Genomic DNA, 22,151 nt, shown 5'->3' with positions numbered 1-22,151 from the left:
CGGGCGGGTCACAGGGTCGGCAGCCAGTCGACCCGTCCGGCGAGCACGGCGTACCCCACGAACGCGCCCACGTCGAGCAGCGTGTGCGCCACCACGAACGGCATGACCCGCCCCCAGCGGCGGAAGAGCCAGCCGAAGAGCAGCCCCATCGCGAGGTTGCCGACGAACCCGCCGAGCCCCTGGTAGAGGTGGTAGCTGCCGCGCAGCAGCGCCGCCAGGCCGATCGCCGCGGTGTCGCCGAAGCCGATCTGGCGCAGCCGCACCTGCACGAAGCCGAGGACGACGACCTCCTCGAGCACGGCGTTCTCCGCGGCCGCGAGGACGAGCACCGGCACCTGCCACCACTCCCCCGGCAGCGACTGCGCGACGACGGTGAGGTTGGTGCCGAGCGCGAAGGTCGCGAGGTAGAACACCACCCCGACCGAGCCGACCCCGGCCGCGAGCAGGGCGCCGCGCCCCCAGTCGCCGAGCGTGCTCCACCCGCCGTCGCGCGCCCACACCTCGCGCAGCCGGGTGCCCGAGCGGACCAGGAGGTACGCCGCCAGCGCGACCGGCACGAGCGCGAAGCCGATCCGCAGCAGCTGGTGGGTCAGGTCGAGCCACGGCCGGTCGGGGGCGAGCGAGTTGTTGAGGTTCGCCGCCTGCGCCGACAGCGGCCCCGGCGCGGTCAGCGCCGAGATGATGCTGACGACCGAGTAGACCGCCGACCGGCCGAGCGAGACCAGCAGCACGAGCGCGAGCTCGGTCCACAGCAGCGCCTTGGCGAGGTCGGGGACGCCGCCGGGGACCGGGGTGTCCCGCAGCCGCCACCACGGGCGTACGTCGGTGGTCGGGGTGGTCACGGGAGACAGCATCCCCCAGCCGGCTGAGCCGCCGCTGAGAACCATGCGCCGACCCTCGATGGCGGGCGCGGGCAGCCTGGTGGGCGAGTCCGACACCTGTAGGCCTGTGCAACGGCCTACAGGTGGTGGACTCCCCGCTCGAGCGGGGAGTCCGCCACTGGGAGGGGTAGCCCGCGACCTCAGCCGAGAACGAGCCCGTCCTCGCCCACGTCCACCGTGACCGCGCCACCGTCGGTGACCTCGCCGGCGATCAGCATCCGCGCGAGCGGGTCGCCGATGGCCGACTGGATCAGCCGCCGCAGCGGGCGGGCACCGTACGCCGGGTCGTAGCCGGTCTCGGCCAGCCAGGCGCGTGCCGCGTCGGTCACCGAGATGGTGATCCGCCGGACCGCGAGACGCTTCTCCAGCAGCGCGAGCTGCAGGTCGACGATGTGCGCCAGGTCGTCCTTGGACAGCGCGTCGAACATCACGACCTCGTCGAGCCGGTTGAGGAACTCGGGCTTGAAGTGCGAGCGCACCACGCCCATCACCGACTCCTTCTTGGCCACCGGCTCGAGGATCGGGTCGACGAGGAAGTGCGAGCCGAGGTTGGAGGTCAGGATCAGCAGCGTGTTGCGGAAGTCGACCGTACGGCCCTGGCCGTCGGTGAGCCGGCCGTCGTCGAGCACCTGCAGCAGGATGTCGAAGACCTCCGGGTGCGCCTTCTCGACCTCGTCGAGCAGCACCACGCTGTAGGGCCGGCGCCGTACGGCCTCGGTCAGCTGCCCGCCCTCGTCGTAGCCGACGTAGCCGGGAGGGGCACCGACGAGCCGCGAGACCGAGTGCTTCTCGCTGTACTCGCTCATGTCGATGCGGACGATCGCCCGCTCGTCGTCGAAGAGGAAGTCGGCCAGCGCCTTGGCCAGCTCGGTCTTGCCGGTGCCGGTGGGACCGAGGAAGAGGAAGGACCCGGTCGGCCGGTTGGGGTCGGAGATGCCGGCGCGGGAGCGGCGTACGGCGTCGCTGACCGCGGTCACGGCCTCCGCCTGGCCGATGAGGCGCTGCCCGATGACGGACTCCATCTCCAGCAGCTTGGCGGTCTCGCCCTGGAGCATCTTGCCGGTGGGGATGCCGGTCCACGCCTCGACGACGTCGGCGATCTGCTCGGCGCCGACCTCCTCGCCGACGAGCGGCTCGATGTCGGCGGCCTCGGCCTTCTCGACCTCGGCGATCTGCTTCTCGAGCGCCGGGATCTGGCCGTACTGGATCTCCGAGGCGCCGGCGAGGTCGCCCTCGCGGAGCTTCTTGTCGGCCTCGATCTTGAGCTGGTCGAGCTGGCGACGCAGCTCGCCCTCGCCCTGGAGCTGGTCCTTCTCACGCTCCCAGCGCGTCTCGAGCCCGCGCAGCTCTTCCTCCTTGTCGGCGAGGTCCTTGCGCAGCACCTCGAGCCGCTCGGCCGAGGCGGGGTCGGTCTCCTTGTCGAGCGCGAACTCCTCCATCTTGAGCCGCTCGACCTGGCGGCGGAGCACGTCGATCTCCTCGGGCGAGGACTCGTGCTCCATCCGCAGCCGCGACGCCGCCTCGTCGATGAGGTCGATCGCCTTGTCGGGCAGCTGGCGGCCGGTGATGTAGCGGTCGGACAGCGTGGCCGCGGCGACGAGCGCTGCGTCGGTGATGCGTACGCCGTGGTGCGCCTCGTACTTCTCCTGGATGCCGCGCAGGATCTGGATGGTGTCCTCGACGCTGGGCTCGCCGACGAAGACCTGCTGGAAGCGGCGCTCGAGCGCGGGGTCCTTCTCGATGCGCTCGCGGTACTCGTCCAGCGTGGTCGCGCCGATCATGTGCAGCTCGCCGCGTGCCAGCATGGGCTTGAGCATGTTGCCGGCGTCCATCGCGGAGTCACCGCCGGCACCCGCGCCGACGACCGTGTGCAGCTCGTCGATGAACGTGATGACCTGACCGCCGGCGTCCTTGATCTCCTCGAGGACGGCCTTGAGCCGCTCCTCGAACTCGCCGCGGTACTTCGCGCCCGCGACCATCGCCGCGAGGTCGAGGGACAGGACGCGACGACCCTTGAGCGAGTCGGGGACGTCGCCGGCGACGACGCGCTGCGCGAGGCCCTCGACGACGGCGGTCTTGCCGACGCCGGGCTCACCGATGAGGACCGGGTTGTTCTTGGTGCGCCGCGACAGCACCTGGATGACGCGACGGATCTCGGCGTCACGGCCGATGACCGGGTCGAGCCGGCCGTCCTCGGCGGCCTTGGTGAGGTCGACGGAGTACTTCTCCAACGACTCGTACGACGCCTCCGCCGCCTCGCTGGTCACGCGCCGGTTGCCGCGCACGGCGGTGATCGCCTCGCGCAGGCCGTCGGCGGTGAGGCCGGCGTCGGTGAGCACCTTCTGGGCGGGCGACTCGACGGTCGCGGTCGCCACGAGCAGGTGGTCGGTGGCGACGTACTCGTCCTTCATCGACCCGGCGAGGTCGAGGGAGGAGGCGAGGACGCGCGTCAGCGCCGCCGACGCGCTGGGCTGCTGGACGGTCGAGCCGGTGGCGCGGGGCAGCTGCTGCTGCTGCACGCGCTCGGCCTGCGCCAGGAGCGTGGCCGGGTCGACGCCCGCCTTCTGCACGAGGCTGCGCGTGGCGCCGTCCTCCTGCTTGAGCAGGGCGACGAGCAGGTGGATGGGCTCGGTGTGGATGTTGCCGCCGGTGGTGGCGGCCAGCTGGGCAGCCTCGACGACCTCGCGGCTGCGGGTGGTGAACTTCTCGGCACCGAACGCGCTCAACTCGACTCCTCCGTTGTCTGTCGGGACCACTGTGGTCCGTACTGGGTCAACGCGCCAGAAGTTGAGTCGATTCCCCTCAACTTTGGGAATTTCGGCGGAGCAGGTAGGTGTCCATCACCCAGCCGTCGGCGTCCCTGGCCCGCTCCCGCGCGGCACGGATCGCGTCGACGACGTCGGCCAGCCGTCCCGCGACCAGCTCCTGACCCGGGCTGCCGAGGTTCGCGGCCCACCAGATGTCCCAGTCCCCGTCGAGCAACGTCGCCTGCAGTCGGCCGTCCAGCATCACGACCAGGTTGTCGTGGCCGGCCGCGACCTCGTCGGCCAGCCGCCGCCCGGTCGTGACCAAGACCGGCCGGCCGACCTCGTGGAGCACGACCCGGTGCCGGGCGGCGAGGAGCGAGAGCGCGGAGACGCCCGGCAGCACGTCGTACGGCACCCCGAGGCGGTCGACCACCCGGATCGTCGAGTCGTAGAACGCCGGGTCGCCCCACACCAGGAAGCCGACCCTCCCCGGCCGCCGGTCGAGGAGGGAGCCGTACGCCGCGGCGCGGGCGTCGTGCCAGTCGAGGACCGCTCCGTCGTAGTCCGCCCCGCCCAGGCCAGGGTCGCGGTCGCGCGGCGGGTCCTGGACTGCGACCAGCTCGACCCCGAGGTCGGCGCAGATCCCCCGCCGCAGGGCCAGCAGCGGGTCGTCCGGCCCCTTGTCGGCAGCGATCACGTAGTCGCAGCCCGCGATCGCCTCGCGCGCCTCCAGGGTCAGCTGCCCGGGGTGGCAGCCGATCCCGACGATGCGGACGGTGGTCACCGGTCCTCCAGCTCGCCCTCGACGTCGAGGTAGACCTGCTGCAGCGCGGCCACCACCTCGGCGTCCGGCTCCTGCCACAGCCCGCGCTCGGCGGCCTCGTGCAGCCGCTCGACGATCCCGCGCAGCGCCCACGGGTTGGAGGTCCGCAGGAACTGCTGGTTCGTCTCGTCGAGGACGTACTCCCTGGCCAGCGACTCGTACATCCAGTCGTGCACCACGCCCGCAGTCGCGTCGAAGCCGAAGAGGTAGTCGACGGTCGCCGCGAGCTCGAACGCGCCCTTGTAGCCGTGGCGCTGCATCGCCGCGATCCACCGCGGGTTGACCACGCGCGAGCGGAAGACGCGGTTCGTCTCCTCCTGCAGCGTCCGCGTGCGGACCGCATCGGGGGTGGTCGAGTCGCCGACGTACGCCTGGGGGTCGCTGCCGGTCAGCGCGCGCACCGTCGCGACCATGCCGCCGTGGTACTGGAAGTAGTCGTCGCTGTCGGCGATGTCGTGCTCACGGGTGTCGACGTTCTTGGCCGCGACCTTGATCCGGCGGTAGTTGGTGCGCATGTCGTCGGCGGCCGGCGCCCCGTCGAGGTCGCGGCCGTAGGCGAAGCCGCCCCATGCCGTGTAGACCTCGGCGAGGTCGTCGTCGCTGCGCCAGCTGCCCGACTCGACGACCTGGAGGATGCCGGCGCCGTACGAGCCGGGCTTCGACCCGAAGATCCGCGTGGTCGAGCGCCGCTCGTCGCCGTGCTCGGCCAGGTCGGCGCGCGCGTGCGCCCGTACGTGGTTGTGCTCGTCGGGCTCGTCGAGGCCGGCCACGAGGCGTACGGCGTCGTCGAGCATCGCGACCACGTGCGGGAAGGCGTCGCGGAAGAAGCCGGAGATCCGCACGGTGACGTCGATGCGCGGACGGCCCAGCTCCTCGAGCGGGATCACCTGGAGGTCGTTGACCCGGCGCGACGCCTCGTCCCAGACGGGGCGTACGCCGAGCAGGGCGAGCACCTCGGCGATGTCGTCACCACTGGTCCGCATGGCACTCGTGCCCCAGACCGAGAGGCCGACCGACTCGGGGTAGCCGCCGGTCTCGTCGACGTACTTCGCGACGAGCGACTCCGCCATCGCCAGCCCGGTCTGCCACGCGAGGCGGGACGGCACGGCCCGCGGGTCGACGGTGTAGAAGTTGCGACCGGTCGGCAGCACGTTGACCAACCCGCGCAGCGGCGAGCCCGACGGACCGGCCGCGACGAAGCCGCCGTCGAGGGCGTGGACGACCGCGTCGAGCTCGTCGGTGGTGCTGGCCAGGCGCGGCACGACCTGGGTGGCCGCGAACTCCAGCACCCGCTGCACCTCGGGGTCGTCGTGCAGCTCGGCCGCGCGAGCGGGGTCCCAGTCGGCCTTGTCCATCTGCTCGACGAGGTCGCGCGCGATCGCCTCGATGCGGTCGACCTCGACCGTGGCGTCGGAGTCCAACCCCAGCGCCGTCCGCAGCCCCGGCACCGCCTGCGCCTGCCCGCCGAACACCTGCGCGGCCCGCAGGATCGCGAGCACCAGGTTGACCCGCGCCTCCCCCGATGGCGCCACGCCGAGGACGTGCAGCCCGTCACGGATCTGCGCGTCCTTGATCTCGCAGAGCCACCCGTCGACGTGCATGATGAAGTCGTCGAACTCCTCGTCGTCCGGCTGCTCGTCGAGTCCGAGGTCGCGGTGCATCTCGGCGGCGTGCATGAGCTGCCAGATCTCGCCGCGGATCGCCGGCAGCTTGGCCGGGTCCATCGCGGCGATGTTGGCGTGCTCGTCGAGGAGCTGCTCGAGGCGGGCGATGTCGCCGTACGACTCGGCTCGCGCCATCGGCGGCACGAGGTGGTCGACGATCGTCGCGTGGGCACGGCGCTTGGCCTGCGCGCCCTCGCCGGGGTCGTTGACGAGGAACGGGTAGACCACCGGCAGGTCGCCGAGCGCAGCGTCGCTGCCGCAGCTCGCGGAGAGGGCGGCGTTCTTGCCGGGCAGCCACTCGAGCGACCCGTGCTTGCCGAGGTGTACGACGGCGTCTGCCTTGAAGCCGTGCTCCAGCCAGCGATAGGCGCCCAGGTAGTGGTGCGTGGGCGCGAGGTCGGGGTCGTGGTAGATCGCGATCGGGTTCTCGCCGAACCCGCGCGGCGGCTGGATGAGCAGCACGACGTTGCCCGCGCGTACGGTCGCGAGAACGAGCTCGCCGGCGTCGTTGACGAAGAGCGAGCCCGGTGCTTCGCCCCACGCCTCGACCATGTCGGCGCGCAGGTCCGCGGGCAGGTCGGCTGTCCACGCGGCGTACTGCTCCGGCGTGATCCGCACGTGCGCGTCGGTCAGCTGCGCGTGTGTCAGCCACTCCTCGTCCTGCCCGCCGGCTGCGATGAGCGCGTGGATGAGCGCGTCCCCGGCCTCGGTGTCGGTCATCCCGCCGTCGGTTGAGCTCGCCGAAACCAGGTGGGCGACGACGTTCCCCTCACCCAGGTCGTACCCCTCCTCCCGCAACCGCCGCAGCATCCGGATCGCCGAGACCGGGGTGTCGAGCCCGACGGCGTTGCCGATGCGCGCGTGCTTGGTGGGGTACGCCGACAGCACGAGGGCGAGCCGCTTCTCGGCGTTGGGGATCCCGCGCAGGCGCGCGTGCTTGACCGCGATGCCCGCGACCCGGGCGCAGCGCTCGGGGTCGGCGACGTAGTGCGGCAACCCGTCGGCGTCGACCTCCTTGAAGGAGAACGGCGCGGTGATGATCCGCCCGTCGAACTCCGGGATCGCGATCTGCGTGGCGGAGTCCATCGGGCTCACGCCGTCGTCGGACGCCTCCCACTCCGCACGACTGCTGGTGAGGCACAGCCCCTGGATGATCGGGATGTCGAGCGCCGACATCCGCGCGACGTCCCACGACTCGTCGTCCCCGCCCGCGCTCGCGCCCGCGGGCACGCTGCCGCCGGCGGCCAGCACGGTGACGATCAGGGCGTCCAGCGTGCCGAGCGCGTCGTACAGCTCGTCGGGCGCGGACCGCAGCGACCCGGCGAAGACGGGTACGCCGACCGCCTGCCCCGTGGCGTCGATCGCGTCGGCGAGGGCGTGGGCGAAGGCAGTGTTCCCGCTGGCCTCGTGGGCGCGGTAGTAGAGCACCCCGACCCACGGCAGCCCCTCCAGCGCTGGTCGAGCAGCGAGGAACGAGCGTGTCGAAACCAAGCCCTCCCGCTCCGCGAACCCCCACTGCGGCAGCACCTGCGGCGGCTCGAAGCCCTCCCCCGTCAGCAGCACGGTGTCGGACAGGAACGCGTGCAGCTGCCGGAGGTTCGCCGGGCCGCCCTCGGCGAGGTAGCGGTGCGCCTCCGCGGCGACGCCCATCGGCACCGAGGACAGCTCCATCAGCTCGGCGCTCGGCGACTGCTCCCCACCGAGCACGACGACAGGCTTGCCCGTGGCAGCGACGCGGGTGAAGCCGGAGCACAGGTCCTGGGGCGAACCGAGCAGCCGGCCGACCACGAGGTCGCAGCCCTCGATCACCTCGGCCATCGACTGGTGCCCGGGCCGCGCCGGGTTGGCCAGGACGTAGTCGGCGCCGGACTCCCGCGCGCTCAGCAGGTCGGTGTCGGACGTGGACAGCAGTGCGATGCGCACGGATCCTCCTCGGGGTTCTCGCCCCTCTGATGGGATCCGCGTGGGCCAGTATCTGGCTGCGGGCCTGCGCACAGGCCCTCACAGTGGCGGAACCGCCCCGGACTGTCACCGGGTTCCTGGGTCCCACGCGGAGTGGTGCGCACGACCCTAGCGGCAGTTCCTCTTCGCTGGTTGAGCAGCGAGCGCAGCGAGCGTGTCGAGGCCAAGGCCATGCCAAGATCGCCCCCGTGACCCAGCGGACCCGAGGCGACCTCTGCCCCGGCGTCTTCCGACCGTGGCCCGCCGACGACGGCGCAGTCGTGCGCCTCCGCATCCCCGGCGGTCACCTCACCCGCACCACCCTGCTGGCACTGCTCGACGTCGCCGAGACGTACGGCCACGGGCAGGTCCACCTGACCAAGCGAGCCAACCTCCAGCTCCGCGCGCTCCCGCTGGTCGACGAGGGCGTCCCGCCGGAGGTCGTCGAGGCCATCCGCGCCACCGGCCTGCTCCCCCACCCCGACCACGAGCTCGTCCGCAACGTCCTCGTCTCGCCGCTGACCGGCCTCCACGGTGGCCGCGCCGACCTCCGCCCGGTCACCGCGGAGCTCGACGAGCGCATCTGCGCGACGCCCTCCCTCGCGAAGCTCCCGGGCCGATTCCTGTTCCTCCTCGACGACGGACGCGGCGACCTCACCTCACGGACCTGCGACCTCGGCCTCGTCGCCCTCTCGTCCGACGAGGTCCAGCTCCGGATCGGGTCGTCCCACTGGGGTCCGGTCGTCCCGCTCCACGAGGCCGCCGCCCGCCTCACCGGCCTGGCCCGCGCCTTCCAGCAGCTGCGGGGCAGCGACGCCGACGCCGCCTGGCACGTCGACGAGCTTCCCGTCGCGCCGGAGCCGCACGACGCCGACCCCCGCGCGCTCGTACGGTCCGAGCCCCCGGCGTACGGCGAGGTCGCCCCGGGCGTCGCCCACGTCGAGGTGGAGGGCGGCGTGCTTGAGCGAAGACTTTCACTCACGCTGTCGGAGCACCTGGTCGTCACCCCGTGGAAGTCGCTCATCGCGCACCACCAGGCAACACCACCAACGTAGGCAGTTCGCGCTCCAAGCGCCGAGGTCCACGGTCAGCTCACCCAGTCGCGCCCTGAACTGCCTATGTTGTGCAGGTCCGGCCACTCCACGGTGGTTGAGGTGCGAGCGGAGCGAGCCTCACAACCACACCTCCGCGTCTTCGGCACCAGCGATCAGCGCTCGAGGCGCCTCAGCAGGCGGAAGGTATGGGTGCTCTGCTGCCCGAGGCCCGCGGACAGGGAGTCGCGACCGTAGTGCTCCAGGCGTTGCGCGACTGGAGCACTCTCGTGGAGATTCGAGGACGATCACCGCGGGAGCCACACCACCTTGCACCGATGGAGATCGACGCACCGCCGAGCCGGTCGGCATGCACCATGCAGGCAGTTCGTGTGCACGGCGCCGCGATCCACGCTCAGCAGACCCCGTTGCGCCGCGAACTGCCTTCACTGTGTTCGCCGAGCGGGCGACTGCCCTAGGCTGCCCACGTCACGCGACGCAGGAACCCGGTGCGAGTCCGGGGCGGTTCCGCCACTGTCAGACCTCTCGAGCAAGCCGAGGTCGAGCCAGACACTGCCCGCGCGGCGTTACCTGCCTACCCAGGGGCGCGAACCCCGAGGAGCCGTGATGAGCCTGCTTGCCCGACCGACCCGTCGCTACGACTACATCGCCAACGGGGCCGCGATCTACGACGAGTCGTTCGCGACGATCCGCCGCGAGGCCCGTTTCGACCACCTGCCGGCCGACGCCGAGCGCGTCGCCGTCCGCATGGTCCACGGCACCGGCCAGACCGACCTGACCGACGACCTGGTCATCCACCCGCGACTCGTCCGTGCGGCACGCGCGGCCCTCGACAACGGCGCGCCGATCATCACCGACGCCCACATGGTGGCGTCCGGCGTCACCCGGGCCCGGCTCCCCCGCGACAACGAGGTGCTCTGCGCGCTGCACGACCGGCGTACGCCCGACCTCGCGATGCTGATGGGCACCACCCGCTCGGCCGCCGCGCTGTCGCTGCTCACCGACCGCCTCGAGGGCTCGGTCGTCGCGATCGGCAACGCCCCCACCGCGCTGTTCCACCTGCTCGAGATGCTGCTCGACGGCGCGCCGCGACCGGCCGCGATCGTCGGGGTACCGGTCGGCTTCATCGGCGCCGCCGAGTCCAAGCAGGCGCTGGAAGAGGTGGACCTCGACATCCCCTACCTCACCGTCCGTGGCCGCCGCGGCGGCTCCGCGATGGCCGCCTCCGCCCTCAACGCGCTGGCCCAGGAGCGGGAGTGACCGGCCGGCTGTACGGCGTGGGGCTGGGGCCCGGCGACCCCGAGCTGATCACCCGCAAGGCCGCGCGCCTCATCGAGTCAGCCGACGTGATCGCCTTCCACGCCGGCGTCGGCAAGACCTCCAACGCCCGCACGATCGCCGCCGACCTCATCCCGGGCACCGCGATCGAGGAGGAGCTCCGCTACCCCGTCACCACCGGCCCGACCGCGCACCCGGGCGGGTACGCCGGCGCGATGGCCGAGTTCTACGAGGAGTGCGCCGACCGCTTGGCCGCCCACCTCGAGCAGGGCCGTACGGTCGTGGTGCTGGCCGAGGGGGACCCGCTGTTCTACGGCTCGTTCATGTACCTCCACGACCGGCTCGCCCCGCGCTTCGAGACCGAGGTCGTCCCGGGCGTACCCGCCTTCGCCGCCGCCACCGCGGTCCTCGCCTCGCCGCTCGTGCGGCAGACCGACGTGCTCACCGTGCTGCCCGGCACCCTCGACGTGCCCGAGCTCGCCCGCCGCCTCGCCGACACCGACGGCGCGATCATCATGAAGCTCGGCCGCCGCTTCCCCGGCGTGGTCGAGGCCCTGCGCCAGGCCGGCCGGCTCGAGCACGCGCTGTACGTCGAACGCGCCTCCATGCCGGCCGAGCGCTGGATGCCCGTCGTCGACGTCGACCCCGCGACCGTGCCGTACTTCAGCCTGATCGTCGTGCCGGGCGACTCCGTTGCCGCCGACCCCACCGGCCGCCGCTCGCCGCTGGTCGAGCAGCGAGGAACGAGCGCGCCGCTGGTTGAGCAGCGAGGAACGAGCGTGTCGAAACCAGGGCCCCTCCAGGTCATCGGCCTCGGCCCCGGACCCGACCGCTGGCTCACCGAGGAGGCGCGCGACGCCCTGGCCGAGGTCGACCACGTCGTCGGCTACGCGCCGTACGTCAACCGCGTCCCCCAGCGCGAAGGCCTCACCCGCCACGCCTCCGGCAACACCGTCGAGGTCGACCGCGCCCGCCTCGCACTGGACCTCGCACAGAGGGGCGAGCGCGTGGCCGTCGTGTCCGGTGGCGACGCGGGCGTCTTCGGGATGGCGAGCGCGGTGTTCGAGGCAGCGGCCGCCAGAAGAGAGGAGGGACTGCCCGACGTACGCGTCGAGGTCCTGCCCGGCGTCAGCGCGGTCCAGGCGGTGGCGGCGAAGGCCGGCGCGCCGATCGGAGCGGACTTCGCGGTCGTGTCGCTGAGCGACCGGCTCAAGCCGTGGCCGGTCATCGAGAAGCGCCTGCACGCGATCGCCGAGTCAGATCTCGTGCTCGCGGTCTACAACCCCGCCTCGCGCAGCCGTACCACCCAGGTCGCCGACCTGCAGAAGCTCTTCCTCGAGCACCGCAGCCCCGACACGGTCGTCGTGGTCGGCCGCGACGTCGGCCGGGCCGAGGAGTCGCTGACCGTGACCACCCTGGCCGAGCTCGAGGCCGACGCGATCGACATGAAGTGCCTGCTCATCGTCGGTGCCTCGTCGACCACCGTGACCGCGTCCGGCCAGGTCTGGACGCCTCGCTTCGTGGAGGCCTGATGCCCGTCCACTTCGTCGGCGCCGGCCCCGGCGCGGCCGACCTGATGACGCTGCGCGCCGCCTCGCTGCTCGCCGCGGCCGACGTCGTGCTCTACCCGGGCACGTACCTCGACGCCGAGGTCCTCGCCCACTGCCCCGACGCCCGCCAGGTCGACACCCAGGCGCTCGACCTCGACCAGATCACCGAGGTGATGGTGTCGGCCGCCGCGGAGGGGCAGGAGGTCGTACGCCTGACATCCGGCGACCCCTCCCTCTACTCCGCCCTCGCCGAGCAGACCGCCCGGCTCGACGCGGCCGGGGTCGGGTGGGACGTGTGCCCCGGCGTCCCGGCGTACGCCGCCGCAGCCGCCGTCGTCGGTCGCGAGCTCACCGTCCCTCTCGTCGCGCAGAGTGTCGTGCTCACCCGTACGCAGGCCCGCTCGACCGCGATGCCGGCCTCCGAGTCGCTGGCGGCCTTCGCCGCGACCCGCGCGACGCTGGTGCTGCACCTCGCGATCACGAGGACCCGTGAGCTCGCCGCCTCGCTCGTCGAGGAGTACGGCGCCGACTGCCCGGTCGTCGTCGTCCACCGCGCCTCCCAGCCCGACGAGCTCGTCCTCCGCGGGACGCTGGCCGACATCGCCGACCAGGTCGAGGACGCCGGGCTCAGGCAGGCGGCCGTCATCCTCGTCGGCCGGGCGCTCGCCCGCGGCGGGGGCGAGTCCTGGCTCTACAAGGCGGACCGACCGCGGACGTAGGCTCTCGTCATGGAGCTCATCGTGCTGGTGCTGGTCCTCGCGGTCCTGGGAGCCGTCGCGGTCGGTGCATCGCGCCGCCACAAGGAGCGCGAGCTGGCCAGGCGCGACGACGAGCTCGCGCCGGTGAGGAAGCTGGCCTTCGAGGACATCACCGCGTTCGGCGAGGACCTGCAGGAGCTCGACCTGGAGATGGTCGGCCACGAGCTCGACGCCGGTGCCCGCTCCGACTACCAGCGCGCGCTCGACGCGTACGAGTCGGCCAAGGTGGCCGGCGACTCGATCAACGACGCCGAGGACATCCGGCACGTCACCGAGATCGTCGAGGACGGTCGCTACGCCATCGCGTGCGTGCGCGCCCGCGTCGCGGGAGAGCCGTTGCCGACCCGGCGGCCGCCGTGCTTCTTCGACCCTCGTCACGGTCCCTCGGTGGCCGACGTCCCCTTCGTCCCGCCGGACGGTGTCGAGCGGGACGTGCCCGCCTGTGCGCTCGACGTCGAGCGTGTCCGCGCCGGCGCCGAGCCGGACATCCGCAAGGTGATGGTCGGGGCACAGCGGGTCCCCTACTGGCAGGGCGGCCGCGCCTACGAGCCGTACGCCATGGGCTACTTCGGCGCCTTCGGCCCCATGACCTGGATGTTCATGGGCGGCATGATGTTCGGCGGCTTCGGCGACGCCGGCGGTGGCTACGACGACGGTGGCGGCGACGGTGGCGGCGACGGTGGAGACGGCGGCGGGGACGGTGGCGACGGGGACGGTGGCGACGGCGGCGGCTTCGAAGGCGGCGGCTTCGACGGCGGCGGCTTCGACATGGGCTTCTGAGTCGGCACCACCCATGGGCACGCTGGTCCTGGTGCGGCACGGCAAGTCGGACTGGTCGGGCGGAGAGCCCGACCACCTGCGACCTCTGGCGCGACGCGGACGGCGGCAGGTCCCCGAGGCCGGCCGCTGGCTGGCCGACAACGTCGGCGTCATCGACCTTGCCATCGTCTCGCCCGCCGAGCGCGCGCGTGAGACGTGGCGGCTCGCGGCCGCGGAGCTCGACGTACCTCCGCCGGTCCGGGAGGACGCTCGCGTGTACGCCGCCTCGCCCCGAACGCTCCTCGGCGTCCTTCGCGAGGTGCCCCCGCACGCGGCGACCGTCGTCCTCGTGGGCCACAACCCGGGGCTCGAGGACCTGGCGGAGAGCCTGACCGGTCGGTTGGTGCCGATGCCGACGTCCGCACTGGCCGTCATCGACCTGCCGGGACCCTGGTCCGAGGCGGGGCACACAACCGGTGCGCTGACGGCGCAGGGACGCCCGCCCGGAGACCACGTCAGTCCCGGTCGAAGCGCCTGACGTACCGCCGCTGCCACGGCGTCTCGACCGCGCGCGGGTTGTAGTGCTCGCGCACCCACGCCACCGCGTCGGCGGCGGGCACCCCGTCGAGCACGGCGATGCAGGCGAGGGCCGTCCCCGTACGCCCGCGACCGCCGCCGCACGCGACCTCCACCCGCTCGGCGGTCGATCGCTCCCACGCCTCGCGCAGCACCTCACGCGCGCCCTCGCGGTCCGCGGGAAGCCGGAAGTCCGGCCACCGGATCCAGCGGCTCTCCCACGCCACAGCGGGAGGCGGTGAGCCGAGCAGGTAGACGCCCAGGTCGGGCACGGCGCCGTCAGGCGCAGGCGACCTCAGTCCGCGACCACGCACCAGGCGGCCCGACGGCAGCTCGACGACGCCCGGCCCAGCCGGGTCCCAGGCGTGCGGTCGGTCTGTCATCCCGGGTCGATGGACCGCTCCCGCGGCAACCCGAACGGCCGGTCCGCCGGCAGGTTCACGCCCTCCTCGGTCCCCTCGACGACGGAGCACTCGCCGCCCGGGACGACGCAGGTGATCAACGCCGGGTGCAGCCAGTCGGCGTCCGCGCCGTCCCGCGACGGCGTGAGGCCGATCGCGGTCGTCCCGTCGATCCACCCGCCGAGGCTCCACTCCTCCAGCGCCGGGCCGGTCACGTCGGGCGACCCGAGCGGACCGGTGGCCGACGGCAGCGACGTGGCGACCCGCTCGCCGGCGGCCGACTCGAGCACGGGCGTCACGCCGAGCTCCTGCGCCGGGATCTGCCATGTGCGGTCGGGGTTCCACAGCGGCGCGGTCCGGTGGAGCGAGGCGTACCAGTCGGTCGAACGGATCTCCTCCCAGTCGAGGTCGCTGGACGTCGCCTCGCCGGTCGAGAGGTCGTACGTCACCAGGCTGCTCAGCCCCTGCACGTACGCCGCGCCGTCGAGGACTCCGAGCATGCCGACCGGCGCGTCCTCGTAGAGATCGGTCCAGTCAGCGCCCTCGGTCTCGGAGGGCAGGAGTCCCTCGCTGCTGCGGACGACCTCCTCGCCCGTCGTCAGGTCGACCACGACCGCCTCGGCCGCGCCGGCGCCGCCCTCGAGCCGGTCGATGAACGCCAGCCACCGTCCGTCCGCGGACGTGGTGAGGCTGCCGATGCCCGGGTGTGCGTCCAGGTCCTCGACCCCGTCGGCCGTCGCGACCCGGAGCTCCGGGAGCTCGTTGCCGTCCAGCTCGTCCGGCTCCGAGGAGGCGAACCACACGCCCGCCCCCGCCACGACGTACGCGCCCGCGAGGCGGCCGGTGTCGATCGTCGACCCGTCGGGCAGGTGGACGGTGCTGCCGCTCGCCCAGATCAGGCCGTCGGTCGCGACGGGGGTCGACGTGGTCGGCCAGGAGGTCGTCGACGCGGCGGGGTCGTCGTCGGGCGTGCACGCGGTCGTCAGCACGAGCGCGCCGACGAGGGCGGCGAGGCGGGTCCGAGACATCACGACACGAATCGTTGCAGGAAGCCGAAGAGCCCGTCGCTGCGCGAGTCGGCGTCCTCGTAGTCGTTGGCCGCCGCGATCAACCCCGACGCCGTGGTGTCGGAGGAGAGGCGGGACTTCTCGATCCAGGTGGCGGTCGTGTCGACGTACGTGTCGACGGCGGTGACCAGCGCGCCGGCGCCGGGCGCGACGCCCAGGCTCGAGGGCGGCAGGTTGAGCCGCGCCACCCGCTTCTGCGCCTGGTCGAGCCCGCGCTCGGCATCGGCGAACCACGCGCTCGCGGCCTGGAGGGTCGCCGGCACCACGTCCACCTGGCCGGAGAGGCCGAGCTCGTCGTACGGCGTGAGGGTCAGGAACATGCCCGCCCACAGGTCGGCGGGGTCCTTCCCGTTCGGGGAGGCGTACGGCGAGGCGCCCGACTCGTGCGTCGTGGCGATCCCTCCGGGCAGCATGACGAGCCCTTCGGACATGGTGGGGAGGTCGACCGTGCGCAGCGGGTCGGGCAGGCTGCCGCCGCCGGTGATGTCAGCCAGGTTGTAGCTCTGCAGCTCGCTGGTGCGGTCGCGGCCGTACGAGGTGCTGAAGACGATCTCGTTGCCACGCACGGCGATGCCCTGGGTCTTGGGCGGGATCTCGACGGGTCCCTGCTTGTCGCCCCAGGTCTTCGTGTCGGGGTCCCAGGTGTAGATGTACATCTTCCCGGGGCCGTGCTCGTTGAAGCTGCCGACGTACATCGTGTCGCCGCTGACGGTGGCGGACGCACCGGCGCCCACGCTGATCGGCGGACCGCTCGGCTGCACGGTCTCGGTCGGCGTCGCAGCGCTGAGCTGGGAGAGCGAGTACGGCACCATCGTGGGGTTCTCGGAGTCGCTGGAGGCGACCCACACGGTGCCGTCGTGCACGACGACGCCGCCCGCGTGGTTGGGCGGCAGGCCGTCGCCGCCGCCGAGCTCGACGGTGTTGAGCACCTCGCCGGTGTCCGGGTCGATGATGGAGAGGTTGGCGAGGTAGGTCTTGTCCCCGGTCGCGGGATCGGTCACCTCCTCGTAGCTGGTCTGGATCAGGTTGCCGTCGGGCGTCAGTCCCAGGCCCTGCGGCGTCCAGGCGCGGTCGTCCTGACCGGTGCCGAAGGTCTCGGGGATGACCGGCCCCGGCATCGTGCCGTGCTCGAGGTCGCGGAGCATCGACTTCACCAGGCCGAGCTCGGCCCAGTCCTCCTCGTCGGTGCTGAACGGGTCGGTCTCGAGGAAGTCGCGCGCCGTGTCGAGGTCGTCGGTGTAGTAGCCGCGCACGATGCCCAGGTTGTTGACCGCGGTGAACATCAGCAGGTACATCCCGAGCGCGTCGACGGCCTGGGGCTTCTCGCGGCGGTACCACCGGATGACCTCGTCGGCCTGGCCGACCATGTGGTCGTAGCCGTCGGCGGCGACCTCGAGGGCCAGCGTGACGCGGTTGAGGCGGTTGACGCAGATCTCGGCGGAGGCCCGCGTCGCCCACGCCCGCATGTTGTACGACCGCCGCGCCGCGTCGCTGTCCCACGACGGCCGGTCCTGGGCGTAGCGGATCAGCTCGATGCTCTCCCGCACCTTGGCCAGCGCCTCGGTCGTGTCGGTGCCGACCGAGCGGATGGTGCCCGAGCTGCCCGACGTCATCTCCGCGTGCACCGGCTCCGGGCCGATCCCCACTCCCATGGCCTTCCCCCTGTTGCGTCCCCCTGCTGCTTCGCCGGCGCCGCCGGTACGGGAGATGGTGCCACCGGAGGGGACTCGGCAAACCTCGGGTCAGCTGGCGGCGAGACGCAGGCGGGCCAGCGTCGCAGAGAACCGCCCTGCGCGCGGGAGACACGTGGGACCGGCAGGGGTCGGACAGGGGTGGAAGAAGTAGCGCGTTCAACCATGGTTGTGCGGACCCGGAACCCGGAGTAGACCTAGACCTGCTCACCGTGTGCCCGAGGGTGCTCGCTTACGCAGTCGGGCGCGAGCGGGCACATGGTGAGACCAAGGTCCGGACGGACTCCGCCTCGTAGACTCGATGGCGTGCCCGGCGTGAAGCGCACCGTCACCATCGAGGCCCCGCCCGACAGGGTCTGGTCGGTGGTCGTCGACGTCGGCCGTTGGCCGGAGCGGATACCGACGGTCGACGCCGTGGAGCGTCTCGACGACGGACCACTCGTCGTCGGCTCCCGCACCCGGCTGCAGCAGCCGCGGCTCCCCGCTGCGGTGTGGACGGTCACCGAACTGACACCCGGCACGTCGTTCACCTGGAAGTCGAGCTCCCCCGGCGTCTCCGTGACCGCTTCGCACGTCGTCGAGCCGCACCCTGACGGAAGTCAGCTCACCCTCGCCGTGGACGTGTCCGGTCCGATGTCCAGGGTCGGCTGGTTGATGACGCGGTCGTTGACCGAGAAGTACGTGGAGACCGAGGCGGCGTCCGTGAAACGGGCTGTGGACAGCCGATGATCGCGCGATACTCGCGGCTCCCTACGAGCACGTGAGGCACTCCGATCCCATGACGACGCCATTCCTGGACAAGCCGACGCTCGTCGGCCAGCTGGTGACCTTGCGCCCGATCCGCGCCGAGGACGCCGACGTCATCGACCGCATCATCCGCAGCGACGGCGAGATCGCTCGACTGACCGGTTCGGTGCACAGCAGCGACGCGGAGCCGATCGACCTGCCGATCGAGCGGCTGCGGGAGATCTACGGCCAGTGGGCCACCGCGGACGACCGCCTCGTGCTCGGCGTCGTCGACAACGCCAGCGGTGAGCTCGTCGGTGAGGTCGTCCTGAACGACTGGGACGAGGGCAACCGGTCGTGCGGGTTCCGCACGCTCGTCGGCGCAGCCGGACGCGGCCGCGGGCTGGGGACCGAGGCCACCCGCCTGATCGTCGAGCACGGGCTGACGACGATGGGGATGCACCGGATATCGCTCGAGGTCTACGACTTCAACCCTCGGGCGCGGCACGTGTACGAGAAGGTCGGCTTCGTCCACGAGGGAACCGGCCGGGATGCACTGCTCTTCGACGGCGAGTGGATCGACGTGCACTACATGGCGATCATCGGCAGCTGACGACGAGCGACCACGTGGTGGCGCGACCGGGCGCGGCTCGCTACAGGACCGCCCCGCGGGGCGCGACCTCCACGGTCGCGACCCCCCGTGCGTACAGCACCAGCAGCCGGTCGCCGTGCCGGCAGCGCAGAACGCCAGAGCTCTGCGACAGGGTCGTGATGACGTGGTCGACGGCCTCGCTCTCGCTCGCCGCAGTGCGGTCGTCGTACGTGACGTCCATGGTGTCACCGCTGATGAGGCGGACGCGAAGCACAAGGCCTTCCATGCCTCCGGACACTAGACGCGCGCAGCGCCAACGCGCCATGCGTCTGGACCACGGTCTGCGCCTGGGAAGAAGTTGCCCTCCCGACCCAACAGTTCGGCCATGCTGGTGCGTTAGGGGTCCGAGAGGAGGCCCGCCATGGACGAATCAGCGTTCAGCGACTACGTGGTGGCGCGGCGGCCACAGCTCTTCCGTACGGCGTGCTTGCTGTGTGGCGATCCCCATCGCGCGGAGGACGTCGTGCAGGACGCCCTCGCGCGGCTCTACTCGGCGTGGGACCGCGTCGGGCGCATGGACAACATCGACGGGTACGTGCGCCGGATCATCGTCAACGCGCACTACAGCGACCGCCGCCGGCCGTGGCGTCGCGAACGGGCCTCCGAGCCCCGCGACGTGCCGGTGGAGCCGGGGTTCCCGATGGAGGACGCCGACGCGATCAGGGCTGCGCTCCAGGCGCTCCCGCCCGGCCAGCGCCGGGTGATCGTGCTGCGCCACATCTGGAACCTCACGATCGAGGAGACCGCCGCCGAGCTCCAGATCAGCCCCGGGACCGTGAAGAGCCAGAGCGCCGACGCCGTCGCTGCGCTCCGGCGGACCTTGGCGCCGACGTTCGGGGCCGCACTCGGGCAGGGAGACGAACGATGAACGACGATCTCGACCTCATGCGCAGGGTCGTGGACTACCACGACCACATCGCCGCACCGCCGGTCCTCGTCGCCGACGACCTCCAACGAGGTCGACGGCGCGTACGGCGGCGCCGTGGCCTGCTGGCCGGCGGAGCGGCGCTCGGCCTCGCCTCGGTGGTCGCCGCGGTGTCGCTCCTCACCGCCGGAGGTCCGGACGGCAGCCCGCAGCCGGTGGGCCCGCCGATGCCCACCAGCACCTTCGAGCCGGTGCCGGGGAACCCCGGCCTCGACGGTCCGCTGGTCGCGCCGCAGTCGATCCTCGACGTGGAGGAGCTCGGCTTCCGCGTGGAGGGCCTGCCGGCGTTGAGCGGGACGCTCAAGACTGACCGTCAGGAGATCGAGGTCGCGGTGGCCAGCTCGACGTTCGCCGTCGAGGTCTACTACCAGGGTGAAGGCCTGGGGCTGACGGCGACCGACCAGCCGCGGCAGGAGGTCAGCATCAACGGCGTCCCCGGCACCGTCGTCGAACGGTTCGACGGCAACTCGCACCTGACCTACCTCGTCTGGGAGTACGCGCCGGACTCGTGGGCATCGGTGTGGAGGTCGGACGACGCCTACACGCCGTCGAGGAAGGCGCAGATCCTGACCATCGCGGAGGCGATCCGTCCCGGCGGCGCGGCCGTACGCGTTCCGTTCCGCCTCGGTACGGCGTCCGCGCCACTGCTGGCCGCCGAGACCGTCTCGCAAGTGAGCCTCCCCCGGGACAACGACTTCTGGCACGTCTCGTTCGAGGGCGGGCTCGTCGTCGGCGGCCGCTCCCCTGCGCGCTCCTCATGTGACCCGTCTGCGGTGTCCTCGATCGTCGTGCAGGACTTCACCTACCGCGGGTACACGGGTTGTCTCCTTGGCACGGGCGAAGACAGGTCGCAGGTCAGCGCCATTGTCCTGGAGGTCGACGGGACCGAACGCCTCGTCCATCGCCAGGACTCTCCGCTGACGGGCGACGAGATCGAGGACCTCAAGCCGGTGCTCGCGGACCTCACGGTGGCCACCTCGGACGACACGGCGACCTGGTTCGACCTGAGGACGGCGCTTGGCGGCTGAGCGGAGTTCCTGGAGGAGCGGCCCCCCGCACTGCGGCATCTCGAGCTCGCCGCCGGCGGTGCTGTCCAGCTGGACCAGTCGGTCGAGAGCCTCGGACCTCTGTGGGTGTGGGTGAAGGACAAGCTCCGGCGCGGCGACATGAGCTGCAGGACCTCGTCGAAGGCGTTGCGCTCCGCCTCGTCCGGACGCTGGCTGGGACATCGAGGAAGAGCAGGTCATGTCCCACTGCAGCCCTTCCACGCGCGCGAAGCTCGCCATCCCCACGGCGACCAATCCCCCAGGCGCGCAGGTGGCGTTTCCTAGGCCCCGGTGGTGTTGCCGGTCTCGTTTCCACTCGTGGCCGGCCGCCGGCGCCACGGAAGCGTGCCCTCGAGCTCGACCTCCAGCGAGAAGCTGAGGAAGGTCCGAACGACCACGATGAGCCCGAGAGCAAGCGCGCTCTCGAGCGTGGCGTCGACCGTGATCGTCAGGACGATGTCCGCGATGATCAGCAGCTCCAGACCGAGCAGGATGGCACGACCGACGCTTCGGCGGGCAGTCTCGTAGGCAGTTGTCGCGCTGTGATGACGTGCCACAAACGCTGCGTGAACGAAGGCCCCGAGGGCTCCGAGCACGAGGACGGCCACGCCAGCGATCTCAAAGCCGTGGACCACCAGTTCCATCAGTCCGTCGAACCGTTCGTCACTGATCACTGCCCAACCCTCACACCAAACCGCTCACCGACAACACCTCCGATGGTGCGCGAGCGCGCCGCAGGCTGCGACCTTCACCAACCGACGCCTCACCTTGCACATGGATCTGACGACCCGGTAAGCGACGTCATCGCCAGCACATTCGCAGATCCGGACGTCCCGCCAGGCGGCGCCAAGACGCACTCATCGGGGCATGTGAGTGCGTTGGCAGAACGGTGGACGTGGTGCTTCGGACGAGTGCCGCGTCCCGTCGTATCGACGAGACTTGGGCCGGGTACGGGTCAGCCGAGCTTGATGTGTCCGCGGTACACGTAGGTCACCGTCTCGCCGATGATGTCCTTGAAGTCGAGCCGTCCGGTCGCTCCCTCGAAGCCGCCGGTCCCGGAGCCTGCCGCGATCGGGTGCTGGCAGCGCCCATGGATCTCCACGGTGAAGTCCGCCTCGTACTTGCCCTGGAACCGGTAGCTGGTCGTGAACGTTCCCGTCGCACCACCGTTCAGCGACCCGACGAACATCTCACGGCCGGTCTCGATCCAGCCCCCGGACGGCGTCTGCCTAGCCTCATCCACCCCGGTGTAGAGGCAGCCCTCCAACGACCCGGTCAACCGCAGCCCCGGATAGCTCGTGAACCCTGCAGGCGGCGAGTCGCACCACGTCGCGTCGTAGCCGGCGTCACCACCGATCTGCGTCGTCCCCGCCGCGCTCACCGGGACCATCAGTCCTGTCCCTAGCAGCCCGCCCATCAGCATCCCGAGCATCGCCAGTCGTCGAATCCTCGTGCGCATGATCTCCTCCATCAGCCGGGGGGCAACTGCGCGAGTTCAACCGGCTGTTGCAACGAGCCTCTTGTTGAGGGCCTGGCCGGGAGTCTGCCACTCGAGAGTCTTGCGTGGTCTGGTGTTGAGCTTTAGCGCGACGGCCTCGCAGTCGGTGTCGGTGA

At 71.7% G+C, this 22,151-nt stretch carries 20 protein-coding genes, 1 pseudogene and 2 riboswitches; of the genes and pseudogenes, 10 read left to right on the top strand and 11 right to left on the bottom strand.

The window, feature by feature from the left end; genetic code table 11:
- Positions 1 to 8: 8 nt before the first annotated feature.
- The 4 genes from IEZ24_RS20530 to cobN all read right to left on the bottom strand — a co-directional run bounded on the left by IEZ24_RS20530 (position 9) and on the right by cobN (position 8,038).
- Positions 9 to 842, bottom strand: a complete 834-nt coding sequence (locus IEZ24_RS20530) for a CPBP family intramembrane glutamic endopeptidase (RefSeq protein WP_242498617.1) — start codon at positions 840 to 842, stop codon at positions 9 to 11.
- Positions 843 to 1,021: 179 nt separating this feature from the next.
- Entirely contained in the window at positions 1,022 to 3,607 is a 2,586-nt protein-coding gene (gene clpB, locus IEZ24_RS20525; RefSeq protein ID WP_129456960.1) for an ATP-dependent chaperone ClpB, read from the bottom strand.
- Between the two features lie 76 nt (positions 3,608 to 3,683).
- Positions 3,684 to 4,412, bottom strand: coding sequence for a precorrin-6A synthase (deacetylating) (cobF, locus tag IEZ24_RS20520; protein WP_129456961.1), 729 nt, complete (start codon positions 4,410 to 4,412; stop codon positions 3,684 to 3,686).
- Entirely contained in the window at positions 4,409 to 8,038 is a 3,630-nt protein-coding gene (gene cobN, locus IEZ24_RS20515) for a cobaltochelatase subunit CobN (protein WP_191192891.1), read from the bottom strand. The genes cobF and cobN overlap by 4 nt, the downstream gene beginning before the upstream one ends.
- 26 nt (positions 8,039 to 8,064) lie before the next feature.
- Positions 8,065 to 8,203: riboswitch (cobalamin riboswitch) on the bottom strand.
- A gap of 62 nt (positions 8,204 to 8,265) precedes the next feature.
- On the opposite strand from cobN, the gene IEZ24_RS20510 reads away from it, so the two are divergent.
- The 6 genes from IEZ24_RS20510 (at position 8,266) to IEZ24_RS20485 (ending at position 13,991) form a co-directional block, all read left to right on the top strand.
- Positions 8,266 to 9,111: a nitrite reductase gene (locus IEZ24_RS20510; protein WP_207206941.1), complete on the top strand. Its 846-nt coding sequence runs from the start codon at positions 8,266 to 8,268 to the stop codon at positions 9,109 to 9,111.
- Positions 9,112 to 9,533: 422 nt separating this feature from the next.
- Positions 9,534 to 9,683: riboswitch (cobalamin riboswitch) on the top strand.
- 31 nt (positions 9,684 to 9,714) lie between these two features.
- Entirely contained in the window at positions 9,715 to 10,368 is a 654-nt protein-coding gene (locus IEZ24_RS20505; RefSeq protein WP_129456963.1) for a precorrin-8X methylmutase, read from the top strand.
- A complete protein-coding gene (locus IEZ24_RS20500; RefSeq protein ID WP_129456964.1) occupies positions 10,365 to 11,918 on the top strand; it encodes a precorrin-2 C(20)-methyltransferase in 1,554 nt (517 codons plus the stop codon). The genes IEZ24_RS20505 and IEZ24_RS20500 overlap by 4 nt, the downstream gene beginning before the upstream one ends.
- Positions 11,918 to 12,655 carry a cobalt-precorrin-4/precorrin-4 C(11)-methyltransferase gene (locus IEZ24_RS20495; RefSeq protein ID WP_129456965.1) on the top strand — a complete coding sequence of 246 codons (738 nt, stop codon included), beginning with the start codon at positions 11,918 to 11,920 and terminating at the stop codon, positions 12,653 to 12,655. Before IEZ24_RS20500 ends, IEZ24_RS20495 begins: the two co-directional genes overlap by 1 nt.
- 9 nt (positions 12,656 to 12,664) lie before the next feature.
- Positions 12,665 to 13,474: a hypothetical protein gene (locus tag IEZ24_RS20490; protein ID WP_165356211.1), complete on the top strand. Its 810-nt coding sequence runs from the start codon at positions 12,665 to 12,667 to the stop codon at positions 13,472 to 13,474.
- A 13-nt stretch (positions 13,475 to 13,487) separates the two neighbouring features.
- Positions 13,488 to 13,991 carry a SixA phosphatase family protein gene (locus tag IEZ24_RS20485; RefSeq protein ID WP_129456966.1) on the top strand — a complete coding sequence of 168 codons (504 nt, stop codon included), beginning with the start codon at positions 13,488 to 13,490 and terminating at the stop codon, positions 13,989 to 13,991.
- Here IEZ24_RS20485 and IEZ24_RS20480 read toward each other — a convergent pair.
- From IEZ24_RS20480 to IEZ24_RS20470, 3 genes are read right to left on the bottom strand one after another with little or no spacing between them, the layout of a single operon-like run.
- The gene (locus IEZ24_RS20480; RefSeq protein ID WP_129456967.1) at positions 13,969 to 14,412 is read right to left on the bottom strand and encodes a protein-tyrosine phosphatase family protein; all 444 of its coding nucleotides are present in this window, start codon (positions 14,410 to 14,412) and stop codon (positions 13,969 to 13,971) included. The genes IEZ24_RS20485 and IEZ24_RS20480 overlap by 23 nt on opposite strands.
- Complete coding sequence (locus IEZ24_RS20475; RefSeq protein ID WP_129456968.1) at positions 14,409 to 15,461, bottom strand: hypothetical protein; 1,053 nt, start codon at positions 15,459 to 15,461, stop codon at positions 14,409 to 14,411. Before IEZ24_RS20475 ends, IEZ24_RS20480 begins: the two co-directional genes overlap by 4 nt.
- Positions 15,458 to 17,149 carry a YncE family protein gene (locus IEZ24_RS20470; RefSeq protein WP_129456969.1) on the bottom strand — a complete coding sequence of 564 codons (1,692 nt, stop codon included), beginning with the start codon at positions 17,147 to 17,149 and terminating at the stop codon, positions 15,458 to 15,460. The genes IEZ24_RS20475 and IEZ24_RS20470 overlap by 4 nt, the downstream gene beginning before the upstream one ends.
- A 345-nt stretch (positions 17,150 to 17,494) precedes the next feature.
- On the opposite strand from IEZ24_RS20470, the gene IEZ24_RS20465 reads away from it, so the two are divergent.
- Complete coding sequence (locus IEZ24_RS20465) at positions 17,495 to 17,917, top strand: SRPBCC family protein (protein WP_242498618.1); 423 nt, start codon at positions 17,495 to 17,497, stop codon at positions 17,915 to 17,917.
- A gap of 49 nt (positions 17,918 to 17,966) precedes the next feature.
- Positions 17,967 to 18,527 (top strand): GNAT family N-acetyltransferase, encoded by a 561-nt coding sequence (locus IEZ24_RS20460; protein WP_129456971.1) that lies wholly within the window; start codon positions 17,967 to 17,969, stop codon positions 18,525 to 18,527.
- Positions 18,528 to 18,567: 40 nt separating this feature from the next.
- Here the strand turns inward: IEZ24_RS20460 and IEZ24_RS20455 are convergent, their stop codons facing one another.
- A complete protein-coding gene (locus tag IEZ24_RS20455; protein ID WP_129456972.1) occupies positions 18,568 to 18,792 on the bottom strand; it encodes a hypothetical protein in 225 nt (74 codons plus the stop codon).
- 135 nt (positions 18,793 to 18,927) lie between these two features.
- Here IEZ24_RS20455 and IEZ24_RS20450 point away from each other — a divergent pair, with 135 nt between their 5' ends.
- Both IEZ24_RS20450 and IEZ24_RS20445 read left to right on the top strand, forming a co-directional pair.
- The gene (locus IEZ24_RS20450) at positions 18,928 to 19,434 is read left to right on the top strand and encodes a SigE family RNA polymerase sigma factor (protein WP_129456973.1); all 507 of its coding nucleotides are present in this window, start codon (positions 18,928 to 18,930) and stop codon (positions 19,432 to 19,434) included.
- Positions 19,431 to 20,519: a hypothetical protein gene (locus IEZ24_RS20445; protein ID WP_129456974.1), complete on the top strand. Its 1,089-nt coding sequence runs from the start codon at positions 19,431 to 19,433 to the stop codon at positions 20,517 to 20,519. The genes IEZ24_RS20450 and IEZ24_RS20445 overlap by 4 nt, the downstream gene beginning before the upstream one ends.
- A gap of 299 nt (positions 20,520 to 20,818) precedes the next feature.
- On the opposite strand, the gene IEZ24_RS20440 is transcribed toward IEZ24_RS20445, so the two are convergent.
- The 3 genes and pseudogenes from IEZ24_RS20440 to IEZ24_RS22625 all read right to left on the bottom strand — a co-directional run.
- Positions 20,819 to 21,211: a DUF1622 domain-containing protein gene (locus tag IEZ24_RS20440; protein WP_207206942.1), complete on the bottom strand. Its 393-nt coding sequence runs from the start codon at positions 21,209 to 21,211 to the stop codon at positions 20,819 to 20,821.
- Between the two features lie 281 nt (positions 21,212 to 21,492).
- Positions 21,493 to 21,996 (bottom strand): hypothetical protein, encoded by a 504-nt coding sequence (locus IEZ24_RS20435; protein ID WP_129456975.1) that lies wholly within the window; start codon positions 21,994 to 21,996, stop codon positions 21,493 to 21,495.
- A gap of 36 nt (positions 21,997 to 22,032) precedes the next feature.
- Positions 22,033 to 22,151 (bottom strand): annotated as a pseudogene (locus IEZ24_RS22625) (IS30 family transposase); the annotation flags it as partial.

It is taken from the genome of Nocardioides ganghwensis (genome assembly GCF_014779655.1).
Lineage (GTDB): Bacteria > Actinomycetota > Actinomycetes > Propionibacteriales > Nocardioidaceae > Nocardioides > Nocardioides ganghwensis.
This window is presented reverse-complemented; position numbering and strand designations above follow the sequence as displayed.

Bases quoted from the DNA above. Each gene is read 5' to 3' on its own strand.
- IEZ24_RS20490 (WP_165356211.1), top strand. From the start codon at position 12,665: ATGGAGCTCATCGTGCTGGTGCTGGTCCTCGCGGTCCTGGGAGCCGTC.
- IEZ24_RS20470 (WP_129456969.1), bottom strand. From the start codon at position 17,149: ATGGGAGTGGGGATCGGCCCGGAGCCGGTGCACGCGGAGATGACGTCG.
- IEZ24_RS20495 (WP_129456965.1), top strand. From the start codon at position 11,918: ATGCCCGTCCACTTCGTCGGCGCCGGCCCCGGCGCGGCCGACCTGATG.
- IEZ24_RS20455 (WP_129456972.1), bottom strand. From the start codon at position 18,792: ATGGAAGGCCTTGTGCTTCGCGTCCGCCTCATCAGCGGTGACACCATG.
- IEZ24_RS20450 (WP_129456973.1), top strand. From the start codon at position 18,928: ATGGACGAATCAGCGTTCAGCGACTACGTGGTGGCGCGGCGGCCACAG.
- IEZ24_RS20485 (WP_129456966.1), top strand. From the start codon at position 13,488: ATGGGCACGCTGGTCCTGGTGCGGCACGGCAAGTCGGACTGGTCGGGC.
- IEZ24_RS20505 (WP_129456963.1), top strand. From the start codon at position 9,715: ATGAGCCTGCTTGCCCGACCGACCCGTCGCTACGACTACATCGCCAAC.
- IEZ24_RS20445 (WP_129456974.1), top strand. From the start codon at position 19,431: ATGAACGACGATCTCGACCTCATGCGCAGGGTCGTGGACTACCACGAC.
- IEZ24_RS20435 (WP_129456975.1), bottom strand. From the start codon at position 21,996: ATGCGCACGAGGATTCGACGACTGGCGATGCTCGGGATGCTGATGGGC.
- IEZ24_RS20460 (WP_129456971.1), top strand. From the start codon at position 17,967: ATGACGACGCCATTCCTGGACAAGCCGACGCTCGTCGGCCAGCTGGTG.
- IEZ24_RS20480 (WP_129456967.1), bottom strand. From the start codon at position 14,412: ATGACAGACCGACCGCACGCCTGGGACCCGGCTGGGCCGGGCGTCGTC.